Annotated in this window: 19 protein-coding genes and 1 riboswitch; of the genes, 15 read left to right on the plus strand and 4 right to left on the minus strand. The window is 69.0% G+C overall.

Features of this window, described 5'->3' with window-relative positions; all coding sequences use genetic code 11:
- Positions 1 to 30: 30 nt before the first annotated feature.
- The 4 genes from E3T28_RS10415 (at position 31) to E3T28_RS10430 (ending at position 3,671) form a co-directional block, all read left to right on the plus strand.
- Complete coding sequence (locus E3T28_RS10415; RefSeq protein WP_134430661.1) at positions 31 to 1,347, plus strand: cysteine desulfurase; 1,317 nt, start codon at positions 31 to 33, stop codon at positions 1,345 to 1,347.
- A complete protein-coding gene (gene sufU / locus E3T28_RS10420) occupies positions 1,344 to 1,907 on the plus strand; it encodes a Fe-S cluster assembly sulfur transfer protein SufU (protein ID WP_134430663.1) in 564 nt (187 codons plus the stop codon). Before E3T28_RS10415 ends, sufU begins: the two co-directional genes overlap by 4 nt.
- Before the next feature lie 79 nt (positions 1,908 to 1,986).
- Positions 1,987 to 2,050: riboswitch (guanidine-III (ykkC-III) riboswitch) on the plus strand.
- A 12-nt stretch (positions 2,051 to 2,062) separates the two neighbouring features.
- Positions 2,063 to 2,386 (plus strand): DMT family transporter, encoded by a 324-nt coding sequence (locus E3T28_RS10425; protein WP_134430665.1) that lies wholly within the window; start codon positions 2,063 to 2,065, stop codon positions 2,384 to 2,386.
- A 913-nt stretch (positions 2,387 to 3,299) separates the two neighbouring features.
- Positions 3,300 to 3,671, plus strand: a complete 372-nt coding sequence (locus tag E3T28_RS10430) for a VOC family protein (protein ID WP_134430668.1) — start codon at positions 3,300 to 3,302, stop codon at positions 3,669 to 3,671.
- A gap of 87 nt (positions 3,672 to 3,758) precedes the next feature.
- Here E3T28_RS10430 and E3T28_RS10435 read toward each other — a convergent pair whose 3' ends face one another.
- The 4 genes from E3T28_RS10435 to E3T28_RS10450 are packed head-to-tail and all read right to left on the minus strand — an operon-like array spanning position 3,759 to position 7,010.
- Positions 3,759 to 4,157 (minus strand): flagellar assembly protein FliW, encoded by a 399-nt coding sequence (locus E3T28_RS10435; protein ID WP_134430671.1) that lies wholly within the window; start codon positions 4,155 to 4,157, stop codon positions 3,759 to 3,761.
- On the minus strand, positions 4,154 to 5,044 hold the full coding sequence (gene flgL, locus E3T28_RS10440) for a flagellar hook-associated protein FlgL (RefSeq protein ID WP_134430674.1): 891 nt from the start codon (positions 5,042 to 5,044) through the stop codon (positions 4,154 to 4,156). The genes E3T28_RS10435 and flgL overlap by 4 nt, the downstream gene beginning before the upstream one ends.
- A gap of 3 nt (positions 5,045 to 5,047) precedes the next feature.
- Positions 5,048 to 6,514 (minus strand): flagellar hook-associated protein FlgK, encoded by a 1,467-nt coding sequence (flgK, locus tag E3T28_RS10445; protein WP_134430677.1) that lies wholly within the window; start codon positions 6,512 to 6,514, stop codon positions 5,048 to 5,050.
- Positions 6,515 to 6,524: 10 nt separating this feature from the next.
- Positions 6,525 to 7,010, minus strand: a complete 486-nt coding sequence (locus tag E3T28_RS10450; RefSeq protein ID WP_134430679.1) for a flagellar protein FlgN — start codon at positions 7,008 to 7,010, stop codon at positions 6,525 to 6,527.
- Positions 7,011 to 7,447: 437 nt separating this feature from the next.
- On the opposite strand from E3T28_RS10450, the gene E3T28_RS10455 reads away from it, so the two are divergent.
- The 11 genes from E3T28_RS10455 to E3T28_RS16880 form a co-directional block, all read left to right on the plus strand.
- Entirely contained in the window at positions 7,448 to 8,332 is an 885-nt protein-coding gene (locus E3T28_RS10455) for a sigma-70 family RNA polymerase sigma factor (RefSeq protein WP_134430682.1), read from the plus strand.
- Between the two features lie 84 nt (positions 8,333 to 8,416).
- Positions 8,417 to 9,268 carry a flagellin N-terminal helical domain-containing protein gene (locus tag E3T28_RS10460; protein ID WP_194088566.1) on the plus strand — a complete coding sequence of 284 codons (852 nt, stop codon included), beginning with the start codon at positions 8,417 to 8,419 and terminating at the stop codon, positions 9,266 to 9,268.
- A 173-nt stretch (positions 9,269 to 9,441) separates the two neighbouring features.
- Complete coding sequence (gene fliD, locus E3T28_RS10465; protein ID WP_134430685.1) at positions 9,442 to 10,761, plus strand: flagellar filament capping protein FliD; 1,320 nt, start codon at positions 9,442 to 9,444, stop codon at positions 10,759 to 10,761.
- Positions 10,762 to 10,763: 2 nt separating this feature from the next.
- Positions 10,764 to 11,201 (plus strand): flagellar export chaperone FliS, encoded by a 438-nt coding sequence (gene fliS / locus E3T28_RS10470; RefSeq protein WP_338145398.1) that lies wholly within the window; start codon positions 10,764 to 10,766, stop codon positions 11,199 to 11,201.
- Positions 11,194 to 11,541: a hypothetical protein gene (locus tag E3T28_RS10475; protein ID WP_134430688.1), complete on the plus strand. Its 348-nt coding sequence runs from the start codon at positions 11,194 to 11,196 to the stop codon at positions 11,539 to 11,541. Before fliS ends, E3T28_RS10475 begins: the two co-directional genes overlap by 8 nt.
- A gap of 249 nt (positions 11,542 to 11,790) precedes the next feature.
- Positions 11,791 to 12,132 carry a flagellar basal body rod protein FlgB gene (locus E3T28_RS10480; RefSeq protein ID WP_134364036.1) on the plus strand — a complete coding sequence of 114 codons (342 nt, stop codon included), beginning with the start codon at positions 11,791 to 11,793 and terminating at the stop codon, positions 12,130 to 12,132.
- Positions 12,132 to 12,524, plus strand: coding sequence for a flagellar basal body rod protein FlgC (locus E3T28_RS10485; RefSeq protein WP_134430691.1), 393 nt, complete (start codon positions 12,132 to 12,134; stop codon positions 12,522 to 12,524). The genes E3T28_RS10480 and E3T28_RS10485 overlap by 1 nt, the downstream gene beginning before the upstream one ends.
- Complete coding sequence (gene fliE / locus E3T28_RS10490; protein ID WP_166786994.1) at positions 12,524 to 12,847, plus strand: flagellar hook-basal body complex protein FliE; 324 nt, start codon at positions 12,524 to 12,526, stop codon at positions 12,845 to 12,847. The genes E3T28_RS10485 and fliE overlap by 1 nt, the downstream gene beginning before the upstream one ends.
- The gene (gene fliF / locus E3T28_RS10495; RefSeq protein ID WP_134430693.1) at positions 12,847 to 14,442 is read left to right on the plus strand and encodes a flagellar basal-body MS-ring/collar protein FliF; all 1,596 of its coding nucleotides are present in this window, start codon (positions 12,847 to 12,849) and stop codon (positions 14,440 to 14,442) included. Before fliE ends, fliF begins: the two co-directional genes overlap by 1 nt.
- Positions 14,439 to 15,458, plus strand: coding sequence for a flagellar motor switch protein FliG (fliG, locus tag E3T28_RS10500; protein ID WP_134430695.1), 1,020 nt, complete (start codon positions 14,439 to 14,441; stop codon positions 15,456 to 15,458). Before fliF ends, fliG begins: the two co-directional genes overlap by 4 nt.
- Positions 15,448 to 15,671, plus strand: a 224-nt coding sequence (locus tag E3T28_RS16880) for a hypothetical protein (protein WP_198417192.1), incomplete at its 3' end; no start/stop codon positions are given. The genes fliG and E3T28_RS16880, both read left to right, overlap by 11 nt.

Genomic DNA, 15,671 nt, shown 5'->3' on the forward strand with positions numbered 1-15,671 from the left:
ATTGCCCGGAGGAGGGAATACGCTGGAGAAATGACGTCTTCCGCTTCACCGTCCACCCGTGCGAACGCTCGCCCGCTGACGGACGAGGAAGTCGATCGCATCCGCAACGACTTCCCGATCCTCGACCAGCTGGTCAACGGGCATCCGCTCAACTACCTCGACTCGGGCGCGACCTCGCAGAACCCGCTCAGCGTGATGGAGGCCGAGCAGGAGTTCTACGAGCAGCGCAATGCGGCCGTGCACCGGGGGGCCCACACCCTCGCGTTCGGCGCCACGGAGACGTTCGAGGCGGCCCGGGCGACCGTGGCCGCGTTCATCGGCGCGCAGGCCGCTGAGATCGTCTGGACGTCGAACGCGACCGAGGGCATCAACCTCGTCGCCTACTCGTTCTCGAACGCGTCCCTCGGGCTCGGCGGCCCGGAAGCGAAGCGGTTCGCGCTCGGCGCCGGGGACGAGATCGTCGTCACCGAGATGGAGCACCACGCCAACCTGATTCCGTGGCAGCAGCTCGCGTTGCGCACCGGCGCGACCCTGCGGTTCATCCCGGTCCGAGATGACGGCACCCTCGATCTGGGCGCGGCGGCGGGTATCGTCGGAGCCCGCACCCGCCTGCTCGCGGTCACCCACGCCTCCAATGTGGTGGGCACCATCAACCCGGTCGCCGAGCTCGTGGCGCTGGCCCGCTCGGTGGGCGCGCTGGTGCTGCTGGACGCCTGCCAGTCGGTGCCGCACCTGCCGGTGGATGTCGCCGCCCTCGACGTGGACTTCGCCGTGTTCTCCGGGCACAAGATGCTCGGCCCGACCGGCATCGGTGTGCTCTACGGCAAGGCCGAGCTGCTCGCGGGGATGCCGCCGTTCCTGACCGGCGGGTCCATGATCACCACCGTGGACATGCACACCGCCGAGTTCCTCGCCCCGCCGCAGCGGTTCGAGGCCGGAACCCAGCGCATCTCCCAGGCGATCGCCCTCGCCGCTGCGGTCGACTACCTGACCGAGACCGGCATGGAACGCGTTGCCGCACGCGAGGCCGAACTGGGGCAACGCCTCGTGGCCGGGCTCGCGGACATCCCCGGGGTGCGTCTGCTCGGGCCGCCCGCCGGAGTCGACCGCATCGGTCTGGCCAGTTTCGACCTGGCCGGGGTGCACGCCCACGATGTCGGTCAGTACCTCGACGAGGCCGGAATCGCGGTGCGCGTCGGGCACCACTGCGCCCAGCCGTTGCACCGCCGGCTCGGCGTGACCGCGTCGACCCGCGCGAGCACCTACCTGTACACCACCACCGACGAGGTGGACCGGTTCCTGGCGACCCTGGCCGAGGTGGCCCCGTTCTTCGGAGTGAGATCATGACCCAAAGCGCCATGCAGCAGCTCTACCAGCAGATCATCCTCGACCACGCCAAGTCCCGGAACGGCGCACCGGCGGGCGGGCTGCCACCGCTTGAGGCAGCCGGGACTGCTGCCGGAGCCTCTCTTGGCGCCGATTCTCCTGCCGGTGCGGGTGCCGGGTTGCGCGTGACCGAGTCGCACCAGGTGAACACGACCTGCGGCGACGAGGTGACCGTGCGCATCGGTGTGCGCGCCGGGGAACCCGGCGGCTCGCCCGAGTCGGCCGGCGAGCCTGCCGACGACGCCGTGATCGAAGAGTTCGCCTGGGCCGGCGACGGATGCTCCATTTCGATGGCCTCGGCATCCGTGCTGCACGACACCGTGCGGGGCGAGAACGTCGCCACCGCGCGGGCCGTGCTGAACACCTTCCGCGAGATGCTGCGCTCGCGCGGCACGATCGAGCCCGACGAGGAGGTGCTCGGCGACGCTGCCGCCTTCGCCGGCGTCTCGCGTTACCCGGCCCGGGTCAAGTGCGCCATGCTGCCCTGGGTGGCGTTCGAGGCGGCCCTGCTCGCGGATTAGGCGCACCGCTTCTCGGGTCGCGCCCCTCCGATACCGGCGTTTGTGCAGGATCTGCGCAGGCTCGACGGCTACTCTTGGCGGAGGCCGCGCGACGCGGCTCCGGACGACGGTTCAGTACCCGGCACGCGACAAGACTGGCCACGGGAGCCGTTGTCATGTCGTGGATCATTCTCATTGTGTCCGGGGTTCTGGAGGCCGTCTGGGCCACGGCGCTCGGCAAGTCCACCGGGTTCACCCGACTGTGGCCATCCGTCGTGTTCGCGGTGGCGCTCGTGCTCAGCATGGGCGGGCTTGCCGTCGCCATGCGGGACATCTCGACCGGGACCGCGTATGCCGTCTGGGTCGGGATCGGCGCGGCGCTCACCGTGCTCTACGCCATGATCTTCGGCGGCGAACCGGCGTCCCTGCTGAAGATTGTGCTCATCCTCGGCCTGGTGGGGTGCGTCGTCGGGTTGAAATTCGTCGACGCCGCGCACTGAACCGGACCTGAACCGGACCCCGAATCGGACCTGAACCGAACCTGAACCGAACCTGAACCGGACCCCGAACCGAACCCCGAACCGGACCCTGAGCGCGTCCGACACCGAGAACGCCGGCTGCCGAGAACCTTGGAACGGTGGCGGTTCATCCGCTCCCGGGGCCCGGACCTGCTTGTCGGGTTCCGGCTCTGGCTCCAGCACCGGTTCCCGTTCCCGCCGCCGGCCCGGTGCACGGATGAGCGTGGCCGGCTCGCTGACGAACGGGCGCCCGGTCGGTGAGGTCCCCTTCGGGGTTCCGGCCGGCAGCAGAACATAGCGCCACCGGGTCAGGGGCACCTGGCCAGTGCGGCCTTCGCTGAATCCCCGGCCGCGTCACGGGCCACGGTCTCGGCGAACCGGTGGGCCTCCGTTGCGGGGCCGGCAGAACGCGTCCGATGTCACGTAGATGAGGAGATTGTCGGGACACGCCGGTTTTGGCGCCTGGTGAGCGGCGCGTCGCGACAATCTCCTCAGTCAGTGCCGTCGGTCGCGACGGATGCCGCGGGCGAAGCTCCGGAGATCGGGTCACCGGGGTCGTGGCGCAGGGTATGGCAGCCGGCGCAGGGTATGCAAGCCGGCGCAGGGTAGAACGTTCGCCGGGTTCTACAGGGTGCGCCGCGAGGTGGAGCGGCGTATATTCGGGGTGGAAAAGCGAAAAGTCAACGCCCACCGGTGTAGTCAACCACTCCCCGCTGGGCGCGGAGTTCCGGCCACAGTTCGCGCCCACCGCTTTGCCGGCGGCCGGCACTCCGGCCCGGAAGCACGCCCACAACGGCATCCGATGCGGCGCGGGTTGCCCGATACGCGGCGGCTTCCACGTTCATCCCTCCACACGCGCCACGAATCATCTGCACCACCAAGGAGGCGTTTCACAATGCTGAAAGAACTGCACACCGTGTTACCGGCGGCAAATCTCAAGCGAGCCCGGTCGTTCTACCACGACGCTCTCGGCCTCGACCCCGACGAAATCCACGAGGGAACCCTCGTCTACCACGTCGGGTCGGGATCCGTTTTCGAGATCTACGAGACCAGCAACGCCGGCACGGCCCAGAACACCCAGATGGGCTGGATCACGGATGACCTCGACACGGAGATGAGCACGCTCCGCGAACGCGGGGTCGTCTTCGAGGAATTCGACATCCCCGGCATGAAGACCGTGAACGGGGTCGTCACGGCCGACGACATGAAATCGGCCTGGTTCCGCGACACCGAAGGCAACTTCATCTGCATCTCGCAGACGATCTAGCCGGTCCACTCACCGATCCCGGGTGGCGCGGAGGCGCCGCCCGGTTCTCTGCCGGTCGCCGTTCCGTGCACTTCGGGCCGAGGCAGGTCAGGCCGAGCGGGCACCCAGCTCGGCGCGGAGCGGCCAGTCCTGACCGTCGAGGATGATCTGGGCGGAGCGACCGGTGACGGCGTTGACGACGATCGGCGCCATCAGGTTCACGGTCGTTCCGTCTTCGCCGGGGTTGGTCACCACGAGCAGCAGCGCGTCATCCGGCGCGCTCAGGTCGAGCGATGCCGCGTGCTCGTCGCTGATCACGGGGGAGTAGTCGGGCAGGTAGACGGATGCGTCGAGCACGAACAGGCGGGTTCGCTGGTCCTCGGCGGACTGCAGCGAGAACAGACCGTCGGCGCCGGGAATCTCGGTCAGGCTGAACTCGGTCAGCGGGTCGAGCCCGGGCGGCGGGGACACGAAGCTCAGGGCGGCGGTCACGGTGCCGGCGCTCATCGCAGGAAGTCCATCAGCGTCGGCTGGAGCACCCGGGCGGTGACCGAGAGGGCCGCCTGGTAGGTGACCTCCTGCAGTTTCAGATCCAGGATGGCCTGGCCGAGGTCGACATCCTCGATTCCGGCGCGTTGGGCCTCGAGATTTCCTGTGTGCTGCACGAGTGCCTCCCCGGCTTTCTGGATCTGGGCCTGGCGAACACCGACATCGGTGTGCGCCGTGAGCACGGTTTTCATCGCCAAGTCTACGGCCGCGAGGTGGCTGCCCACGTTCGTGCCGGTACGCAGATCGTCGGCGATGACGCCGATCAGGGCAAAGATCGAGGCGTCCCCCTCGCCGAAGATGGCGGCGCCGTCGGCGTCGACCTTCACGGTGGTGTGCGCTCCGATGCGACGGTCCACGCTCGCGGTCGCCGTGCCGGTGAAGGTGAAGTCGGGGCCGGCCCGGAAAGCGACGCCGGCATCCGAATTCCCGGCGAAGACGCTGCGGCCCAGGTAGCCGGCGTTCGCCTGTGCGAGCAGGTTCTGGGTGAGGCCGTCGAGGCGGGCCGCGATGGCCTCCTTCGCGGCCGGGGAGAGGGCGCCGGCGTTGGCTCCCTGCACGGTCAGGTCGCGAATCTGGTTCAGTAGATCGGTGGCCTCCGCCAGGGCGGTGCCGGCGGCGGTCAGCCATCCGTCGCCGTTGTCGGCATTGCGGGCATACTGCGTGACCGCGCGCTGCTCGGCACGAACAGCGAGGGAATCGGCGGCCCGGGCCGGGTCGTCGGACGGGCGCGTGATGGCCGTGAGCGAGGTGACCTGCTCCTGCAGCTGTGCCATCCGGGCGAGGTTGGCCTGCAGGTTGGTCTGCGCCGAGCGCATCTGGGTCTGGGTGGTGACTCGGGAGATCATGGGTTACCTTCCCACCAGTCCGGTGCGGTTGATCAGGGTGTCGAGCATCTCGTCCACGGCGGTCAGCACGCGGGCGGCACCCTGGTAGGCGTGCTGGAACATGAGCAGGTTGACGTTCTCCTCGTCGAGATCGACGGAGGAATTCGACAGCTGGGCGTTCACGGCGGCGCGGGAGGTGAGGTCGGCGAGGGACGCCTGGCGCAGCTCGTTCTTCGTCGTCACGGCGAGCGAGGTGACGACGTTCGACCAGTCGATGCTGGGGGACCGCACGGGGTTGCCGGCACCGTCCACGGCCGTACCGGCCCCCAGCTGAGCGATCCGGTCGGCGATGGAGCCGTCGAGGGCGCCGTTCGCGGCGAGCCCGGTCGTGAGCTCGGCGGCGGTCGACGGCCTGACGAACAGGCCCAGTGCGGCCGGTCCCGTGCCCGTCGAGCCGAAGAAGGCGCCGGGGAGGGTCGAATTGTCGCCGGTGGAGTAGATGCCGTTGACCGTGGCGGCCAGATTCGTGGCGAAGGAGTTGTACGCCACCGCGGCCTCGGCGAGGGCGCCGCCGGTGCCGGAGGCATCCGCTCGAGTGAGCAGAGAGAGCGCACCGGCCAGTTCGCCGCCGTCCACGGGGATCGCCCCGGCGCGGTCGGCCCACTCCACCCGCACGGGGTTGGTGGCGCCCGCCGGGCTGGTGAGGCCGTTCGGACCGTCGAGGGTGCGGGCGCCGAGGGCGACGAGCGGGCGGGCGGTGTCGCCGGTGACCAGCGCATTGCCGCCCAGGAGAACATCCACGGTTCCGTCGGTGCGGTCGACGAGGGTGCCGCCGGTGAGGGCGGCCAGCGTCGTGGTGAGCCGGCTGCGCCGGTCGATCAACTCGTTGGCGTTGCCGCCGCCGGCGACGCTCTGACGGATGCGCGCATTCAGCTCGGCCACCTGGCCGGCTGCGCCGTTGATCTCGGCGACCAGGGTGTCCACGCTCTCGCGCTCGGACGACCACTGGGTGGAGACCGCCTGGTAACCCCGGCTGATCTGGGTGGTGACGGCGCCGGCCTGGGCCAGTAGCACCCCGGTGGGTGCGGTCTCGCCGGCGGCGTTGGCCACGTCACCCCAACCGGCCCAGAACTCCTGCAGCTGGGCGGAGAGACCGTTCTCGCCGGGCTCCTGCATCGAGGCCTCCACTGCGCCCAGAGCGTTGGCCCGCACCGCCGAATACCCGGCGACCGCCGCGGTGGCACGCACCTGGGCGTCCAGCGACGCGCTGCCGAGGCGGGCGATTCCGTCGACGCTGACGCCCTGGCCGGGGAGCACCCCGGAGTTCATCAGACCGACTCGGTCGGCCGCGTCCACCGCGGAGGTCGTCACCCGCTGGCGGGTGTACCCCTCCGTGTTGGCGTTGGCGATGTTCTGCCCCACCACGTCGAGGCCCTGCCGGGCGGCGACCAGGCCGGTGTACGCGGTGTTGAGACCTCCGAACGTGCTCATCGCGGCATCCTCACAGAATCTGGTCGAACAGTCGGGAGCCGGTGGCTCGGGCGCCGGCGGCCCCGGTGGCGTCATACGTCTGCGTGTTCGGGCGCACGTCGGCCAGCGTCTCCTGCGTGGAGCGGGCGGCGGAGCGCAGCAGCTGTTCGTTGGCGTCGCGCAGTTCCTTGATCTGGGTGGTCAGTTCGCCCATCGCCTTCAGGTGCGCGGCCATGATCTCGGACCACGGGCCGGAGGGGGCGCGAGCGACCAGCTCGCGCAGGGTGGCGTCTTCGGTCGTTCCCCACTCGAGGGCGACGGCGGCAACCTCGACCGAGCGGGCGAGGCCGGCATCCCGAACATGGCCGAGCACCTGCTCCACCTCGCGGGTGCCCTGCTGCAGCCAGCGGGTCTTGCCGTTGGTCAGCAGCAGCTGTTCCTCGTCGAGTTTGAAGACGAGGAGTTCGAGGAGCTCCCGCTCACGCCACAGCAACGCTGAGAGTTCATTGGCGCCCATGTCTCCTCCAACTCCCTGTTGTCTGGTGCGGCCGGTCCGCGCGGATTCGCGCAGCTCAACGGCTTGTTACCACGACTATCGGCAGGTGACGGCCCCCGGTTAGCCACGGTGTGGATTCAGACTGCCAGCCACGCCTGAACGTGTCCACTAAAACGGGGACACGATTGTGGCGGATGCCGGCTGCCTGACCCCCCGTTGCGGGGGGAGCCGCCCCGATGTGGGGGTGCCTGGCCCCGTTGTGGGGGCACCGTTGCGTTTTTACCCACCGACCACTCCTTTACGTTTTAACGAGGCCGGTCAGTTCTCCGGCCCGGGCCCGAAACCCAGCTCCACACCCTGCTTTCTCGCAACGTCCCAGTGCCTACCCGGCCACTCGTTCAGCCAGGTTCGCCGACTGAGCGGGTTATTTCAGGTACCAAGCACCTCAGGGAGTTCGTGTGAATCGGGTAGACCGCAATCAGTTGGTGATCGACAACCTCCCCCTCGTCGGCTACCTCGTCTCCGAGACGTGGGCCAAGGCGCGCCACCTCTCCCGCGACGACCTGGCCTCGGCCGGCGCTCTCGCTCTGATCACTTCGGCGGATGCCTACAACGCCGACCTCGGCGTTCCGTTCGGCGCGTTCGCACGGCGCCGCATCGTCGGCGCCTTCGCCGACGAGATGCGCTCCAACGACTGGGCCACCCGGATGGCCCGCCGCCGTATCAAGGAGACCCGCGCCGTGCAGCAGACGCTGGCCGGCGCCCTCGGCCGTGCGGCATCCGTAGACGAGGTCGCCGCGGCCCTCGGCGTGGACCGGGAGACCGCGATCGCCGGCCTGTCCGACTCGGAGCGCACCGTGTCGACCCTCGACGACGCCACCGCCGAGTTCCTGGTCTCCGCCACCGAACTGCCCGGCGACTCGCTGCTCTCCGCCGAACGACTGGCCTACCTGCACGCCGCCATCGCGGCGCTGCCGGAGAGGATGCGCCTGATCGTGCAGCAGGTCTACTTCGACGACCGCTCGGTCAAGGAGATCGCTGCCGAGCTAGGAATCACCCACTCGGCCGTGTCCCAGCAGCGTACGGAGGCCATCCGTCTGCTCCGCGATGGCCTCGGCACGCACTACGCCGACGACGCCGAGGTGGAATACGTGCCCGAGTCCCGCATCGCGCCGGCCCGCCGCAGCGCCTACCTGGCCCGCCTCGCCGATCAGGCCATGCTCGGCCTCGCCACCGCGAGCGGAGTGGCGTATGCCGCCGGTTCGACGGACCTGTCGGACTCACTCGACTCTGCCGGATCTGCCGGATCAGAAACCCGGGAAGTTTTTTCGGTCAACGGCTAACGCGTTCTCGTCAGAGGCCGATAGCTCTCAACGTCAGGCCATGGATGGCCAGACGCTCACCACCCAATCACGGAGGATTTCATCATGGGTATGCAGATCAACACCAACCTCGCGGCCAACAACACGTACCGCAACCTGGCCGCCACGCAGAACGACATGTCCAAGTCCCTGGAGAAGCTGTCCAGCGGCCTCCGCATCAACCGCGCAGCGGATGACGCGGCCGGCCTGGCCATCTCCGAGGGCCTCAAGTCGCAGGTCGGCGGCCTCACGGTCGCCAGCCGCAACGCCCAGGATGGCATCTCGGTCATCCAGACCGCGGAAGGGTCCTTGAGCGAAGTCACCTCGATCCTGCAGCGCGTTCGTGACCTCGCCGTTCAGGCCGGTAACGACTCGAACAACGCCGACTCGCGCAAGGCGATCGCCACTGAAGTCACCGCCCTCGGCAAGGAGCTGACTCGAATCAGCGAGTCCACGAACTTCAACGGCACCCAGCTGCTTGGCGCTCCTGTGGCTCCCGCGACAGAGACGAAACTGACCTTCCAGGTTGGGGCCGGGAGCTCCGCGACCGCGGACCAGATCGCGGTTACGTTCACGAATGTCGCTGCAATCGGAACAACGGTTTCTGGACTCGCAGCCACAGGGTTCGCCGACAGCGCCGCAGCGTTGACGACAATTGGCACTTTGGACACCACCATCAAGGCCGTGTCGACGTCGCGCGCTTCGCTCGGTGCCGACCAGAACCGGTTCGAGAGCGTCATCAAGAACCTGGCCGTCTCGAAGGAGAACCTCACCGCTGCCGGCTCGCGTATCCGCGACACCGACATGGCCGAGGAAATGGTCAAGTACACCCGTTCGAGCATCCTCTCGCAGGCCGGTACCGCCATGCTCGCGCAGGCCAACCAGTCCAACCAGGGCGTGCTGCAGCTCCTCCGCTAAACCGGTGAGCTGAAACTTTCGGGAGACCGCACGGTGAACTATGGCTGGTGGTGACCCCAGAGATGAACTGGACCTCATCCCTCGGGCGCCACCAGCCATTCACGTTTCACCGGTAGAACCGGCGTAACCCACGCAGCATCCAGCACGACCCGGTACGAGAAGGAGGTGACGACATGGCCACCACGATCGACGGCCTTGCCAGCGGCCTCGACACCACCAGCCTGATCAACTCGCTGATGCAGGTCGAGGCGGTTCCGCAGACCCAGCTCAAGGCCAAGGTCTCGTCGGCCCAGACCATGATCACGGCGCTCCAGGGTCTGAACACCCAGGTCGCCGCCCTCGCCGATTTGGCCACGAAGGCCGCCAAGCCGGCCGCCCTCGACGTCTACTCCGCCACCAGCAGTTCCACCGGCGTCACCGTGGCCACCTCGGCCGGCGCCGCCGCCGGCCAGCTCGACCTGGTCGTCGGTAAGCTCGCCCAGACCCAGGTCGTGGTGTCCGGCCCGGTCACGGTCTGGCCCGACACCACCCTCACCCTGACCAGGGCCGACGGCACGGTCACGACCGTCACGGCTGCCTCGACCTCCCTCGACGACATGGTCTCCGCCGTCAACGCGGCCGGCGCCGGCGTCACCGCGACCAAGGTCGCCGTGGGAGCCGACGGCTTCCGCCTGCAGTTCACGGCCACCGGGCCCGGGGCCGCCGCGGGCGTCACCATCTCCGGAACGCCCGTCCCGATGACCCAGACCAAGGCCGCCCAGGATGCCGAGATCACTCTCTGGGCCGGCACCTTGGCCGAGCAGAAGGTCACCTCCGCGACCAACACGTTCGCCGGCATCCTGCCCGGCATGACGCTCAGGGTCTCCGCCGCGTCGGCCGACCCGGTGAGCATCACCGTGGGTCGCGACGACGCGCAGATCAGCAAGACCGCCTCGGATCTCGTCACCTCCCTGAACGGCATCTTCGCGGTGATCCAGAATCGCTCGGCCGTGAGCACGACCACGAACTCCTCCGGGGTCACCAGCACGACAGCGGGGGTCTTCTCCGGCGACAGCACCATCCGCGACACCAAGCAGCGCCTCCTGTCGGCGGCGTCGATGCCCGTGAACGGGCGCTCCCCGTCGGAGTACGGCATCAGCATCACCCGATCGGGCACCATGGAGTTCGACGCCGCCAAATTCGCGGCCGCCCTCGCCAAAGACCCGACCACGGTGAAGGCCGCCGTGACGGAGATCGCCACGCGGGTCGCGGCCGCCGCCACCACTGCCTCCGACAAATACGACGGCCAGCTCACCCAGAAGATCACCGGCGAGCAGTCCACCGTGCGCAACCTCGGCGACCGCATCGCCGACTGGGACCGCAGCCTGGCCACCCGCCGGGCAACCCTGCAGAGCACCTACACCGCACTGGAAACCCAGCTCAGCGCCCTGAAGGCACAGTCCTCGTGGCTGAGCGCCCAGGTTGCCGGGCTCCCGACCTCGAGCACAGGATGATGATGGCAGTGATGAGCATGATGGGTGGGGCCCAGGCCCGGCGCGCACAGTTGAACCGCGAAGCGGTGCTCTCGGCGACGCCGGTGCGCCTGCTGACGATGCTCTACGACCGGTTGCTGCTCGACCTCGGCCGCGCCGAGATCGCGCAGAACATCGAGGACTGGGCCGTCGCCTCGGAGAACCTCCTGCACGCCCAGGCGATCGTCTCCGAACTGTCGACCTCGCTCAACGTGGAGGCCTGGGAGGGCGGCGAAGGACTGTTCGCCCTGTACACCTACGTGTCGAACGCGTTGATGAGCGCCAACATCCATCGGGATGTCGCCCGAACCCGGGAGGCCATCGCCCTCCTCGAACCGCTGCGGCAGACCTGGCACGAAGCGGCCGCGCTGCTGCCGGCCCAGAGCGCGGCGCGTGCCGGCGGGGAGTACGGTCTTGCCTAGGCTGCTGGTGGGGCCACGCGACGTCACCGACGCCCGCCAGGAGTGGCTGGACGTGCTCGACCAGCTCGAAACGAGCCTGGGCTGCGGCGCCCGGGACGCCGTGCTTGCCGGCCCGGGGGAGCGATTCTCCACCGGCGTGCAGTGGCGTGCACCCGAGCACCTCGGCCAGCTGCCACTCGACCTCGAGAAGCGCGCTCGGCGCCTGATCTCCGGCCAGCTCGAACTCATCAGCGAGATCGAGGATGCCCGGCGCTCCGCCGGCGTGCACCTCGCCGCCGTGCGCACCATCATCTCCGCCCAACACACCGATCAGGCCGTCTACCTCGACATAGCCGGCTGACTCCCGCCACCCGCCACCCGCCACCCGCCACGAACTGTTGCCCGATCGGACAACTGTTGCCCGTGCGCCGGCAACACTTGTCCGATGCGGCGACAGTCGCGGCAATCCGCTTTGAGCGTGCGGGAGAAAGTTTCGCCTCGACTCCTAACGCCCCTCGGCCACCGGCCGATAGCTACGAGCGAGCAGGGATTGCTCGACCACAGGCCACGGATCGGCCGCACTCGTTTTTTACGACGAATCGGGTAATCCGTGCTTGAATCCGTGACCGCCACTGCACTCACCAGTGCCCTGGACGGACTGGCCCTGCGCCAGCGCACCATTGCGAACAACATCGCGAACGTGAACACCCCGAACTACCACGCCAAGCGCGTGGCGTTCGAGGATGCCCTGGCGAAGTCGGTCGAAGCCGGCAGCGGCAGCACGGTCGCCACCACGGCCAGTTCCCTCGAGCCCACCCGCCTCGACGGCAACAACGTCAACCTCGACACCGAGACCCTCTCCAACATCGACACGGTGCTGCGCTACCAGTTCGCGGCTCAGGCCGTCAACGGGCCGTTCACGGCCATGCGCTCCGCGATGCGGACCAGCTGATGACGCTCGACGCCATCGGGATCGCCGGCAGCGGCCTCACTCTGCACCGCAAATGGCTCGACGCCGTGGCGGACAACATCGCCAACGCGAACACGGTCACCTCCACCGACGGTGACGCTTTCCAGGCGCGCTACATCGTCGCGCAGGCCGGCCAGGGCACCACCGGCGCCTACGCGGCCGGAACTGCACTCGGCGACGCCGAGGGACTCCTGACCTTCGACCCGAACAACCCTCTCGCCGACGAGGCCGGCTACGTGCGGCGCCCGGACATCGACATGTCCGAGCAGATGGGCGCGCTGATCATGGCGCAGCGCGGCTACCAGGCCAACGCCGCCGTCGTCGACCGCGCGAAGACGACCTACGAAGCCGCACTCCAGATTGGACGCTCCTGATGACCATCGGTTCGATCAACCCGATCCAGTCCGTGACCGGCACCGGATACCTCACCGGCGTGCAGGGCATGCAGGCAAGCCCAGGCGCCCAGGGAACCGACGGCTCGGCCTTCGGCAGCGCCCTGGTCGGCGCCGTCGACAACCTCCAGCAGCTGCAGGCCAGCTCGAACACGCTTGCGGTGCAGGCCGTGACCGGCAACCTGACCGACATCCACTCCGCCACCCTGGCATCGACGCGCGCCCAGGTCACCCTCGAACTCGTCGCCGCAGTGCGCAATAAGGGCGTCGACGCGTTCAACGAGATCATGAGGATGCAGGCCTGATGCCGCGTCCGATCACATCGGCCTTCGAACGCCTCGGCCGTAGCATCAGCTCCTTCTCCGTCGCGCAGCGCACCGTCGCCATCATCGGCGTCGCCGTGCTCGCCCTGGGCATCGCCGCCCTGAGCCTGTGGGTCACCAAACCGGCCTACACGCCCCTGTTCTCCGGGCTGAGCGGATCCGATGCCAACACCATCGTCGAACAGCTCCGCACCGACGGGGTTGCCTACGAGCTCAGCGACGGCGGCGGAACGATCCTGGTTCCGCAGGAGAACGTCTACGACGAACGCCTCAAGGCCGCCGCGGCCGGACTGCCGTCCTCCAGCACGAGCGGTTACGGCCTGCTCGACACCATGGGCGTCACGTCCAGCGAATTCCAGCAGTCGGTCACGTACAAGCGGGCGCTCGAGGGCGAAATCGCCAACACAGTCATGGCCATGAAGGGCGTCAAGAACGCCTCGGTCCGCCTGGCGATCCCGGAAGAGACCGTTTTCGCGTCGGAGCAGAGCGACCCCACGGCATCCGTCTTCGTGGAAACGGCCACCGGAAGCACCCTCAACGCCGACCAGGTGCAGGCCATCGTGCACCTCACCTCCGCCTCGATCGAAGGGATGGCGCCCACCGATGTGGCCGTCATCGACTCCGCCGGCGTCGTTCTCTCGGCCGTCGGCGTGGGGGCCACCGGCTCGGCCGACCAGCAGGCCGGCGCCTACGAAGACCGCGTGCGCGGCGCCGTGCAGGCCATGCTGGACAAGGTCGTCGGGCCCGGCAACGCGACCGTCGTCGTGGCCGCGGACATGAGCTACCAGTCGGCCCAGCGGGTCGAGGAGTCGTTCACCACCCCGACGGATGCCCCGGCCCTCAACGAGGCCGTCAAAACCGAGTCGTACACGGGTTCCGGCGGCTCCGCGGCCGGGGTCCTGGGCCCGGACAACATCGCGGTCCCGGCGGGCACCGAGGGTGACGGAACCTTCACCTCCGAGGACACCACCAAGAACAACGCGGTCAACAAGATCACCGAGACCCGCACCATTCCGGCCGGGGAGATCAACCGGCAGACGGTCTCCGTGGCCGTGAACGCGGACGCCGTTGGCCAACTCAACGTCGCCGACGTCACCTCGCTGGTGGCCTCCGCCGCCGGCATCGACGCGCAGCGCGGTGACGCGGTCACCGTCGAGGTCGTCAGCTTCAACGGCGGCGCGGCGGCGGATGCCGCCGCCGCCCTCGCCGCGGCCGAAGCCGAGGCGGCCGCCGACCGGTTGGCCGGGATCATGCGCATCGCCATCATCACCGCGGGGATCGTGGGCACCTTCGTGCTGGGGCTCATCCTCTACGCTCGGCGTTCGCGCCGCCAGAGCCGCGAGGCGATCGAACTCGACGAGATGATGGAGGTCCGGCCCGCGCTCGGCGCGCCGGAGATGCCGTTCCCGCTCAGCGCGCCGATCGCGCCGATCATGATCGACCCCTCGCCGACCGTGGCCTACCTGCCGCCGACCGCCGACCGGATGCGGGTCGAGATCGACAACATGGCCCAGCGGGATCCCGCCAAGACCGCGGAATACCTCCGCGGCCTGATGGATGACCGGCAGCCGGCATGATCGACGCCCAGCCGGTCCTGACCGGCACCCAGAAGGTCGCCGTGGTGCTGATGAACATGGAGCACCAGCGCGCCACCGAGGTGATGAAGCAGTTCACCGAGGCCGAGGCCGCCGATATCGCCGCGGAAATGGTGCAGCTGCGCCGCGTCGACCCGGACGTGACCGAGACCACCGTTCTGGAGTTCCACGAACTGACCGTCAAGGGCACCCGCACGAGACGCGGCGGCCACGCCTACGCGATCGGCCTGCTCGAGGCATCCTTCGGCGCGGAACGGGCCGCCGGGGTCATGGTCAAGGTGGCCTCGTCGATGGCCGGCAAGGCCTTCGAATTCCTCGACGCCGCCGAACCACTGCAGATCCTGACCCTCCTCGACGGCGAACTGCCCCAGACCGTCGCCCTCGTGCTCGCGCACCTGCGCCCCGGCCACGCGTCCGCCGTGCTCGGCGGGCTCGACGCCGACCTGCGCGCCGAGGTGGCCCAGTGCATCGCAGGCATGGGCACGGCCACCCCCGAGGCCGTGCGCGTGGTCACCGAGACCCTCAAGGCCCGGGTCGGCGCCGTCGCATCCTCCCGCGACTCGGTGGAGATCGTCGGCGGAATCCAGCCGCTCGTGGAGATCATCAACCGGGCCGATGTCGCGACCGAACGCGCCCTCCTCGAAGCACTCGACGCGCGCGATCCCGCCCTGGCTGAAGAGGTCCGGTCACGGATGCTGACCTTCGCCGACATCGTCAAGCTCGAGAACCGAGACGTGCAGCAGGTGCTGCGTGGGATCGACGCGGCCATCCTGGCGATCGCCATGAAGGGCTCCGCGGACGGTGTGGTCTCGATCATCCGCACTAACCTGTCCGAGCGCAACCGGGAAATGCTCGACGACGAGGTCAAGGCCATGGCACCCGTGCGGGTGTCGCAGGTCGAGGAGGCGCGCGCCACGATCGTGCGCGCCATCCGCGACCTCGAGGCGCAGGGGAGCATCACCGTGCAGCGTTCCGAGGAGGACGACTATGTCGTCTGACGCGCAGTCCGCCCGATCGAACTTCTCCATCGTGACCTTCCCCAGCCTGCAGGGCGAGTGGGACGAGGGCGACGGCGCCTCCCGGGCACGGGGGCACGCCGCCGGCTACACGGCCGGCCTCCGGGCGGCCGCCGCCGACGTGGACGCCCGCATCGCGCGCCTCGACGCCGAGCAGGCCGCCGCGGTGCGGCACGGCCAGGCGCGGGTCGACCG

Origin of the sequence: Cryobacterium sinapicolor, from assembly GCF_004403465.1 — a bacterium.
Taxonomy (GTDB): Bacteria; Actinomycetota; Actinomycetes; order Actinomycetales; family Microbacteriaceae; genus Cryobacterium; species Cryobacterium sinapicolor.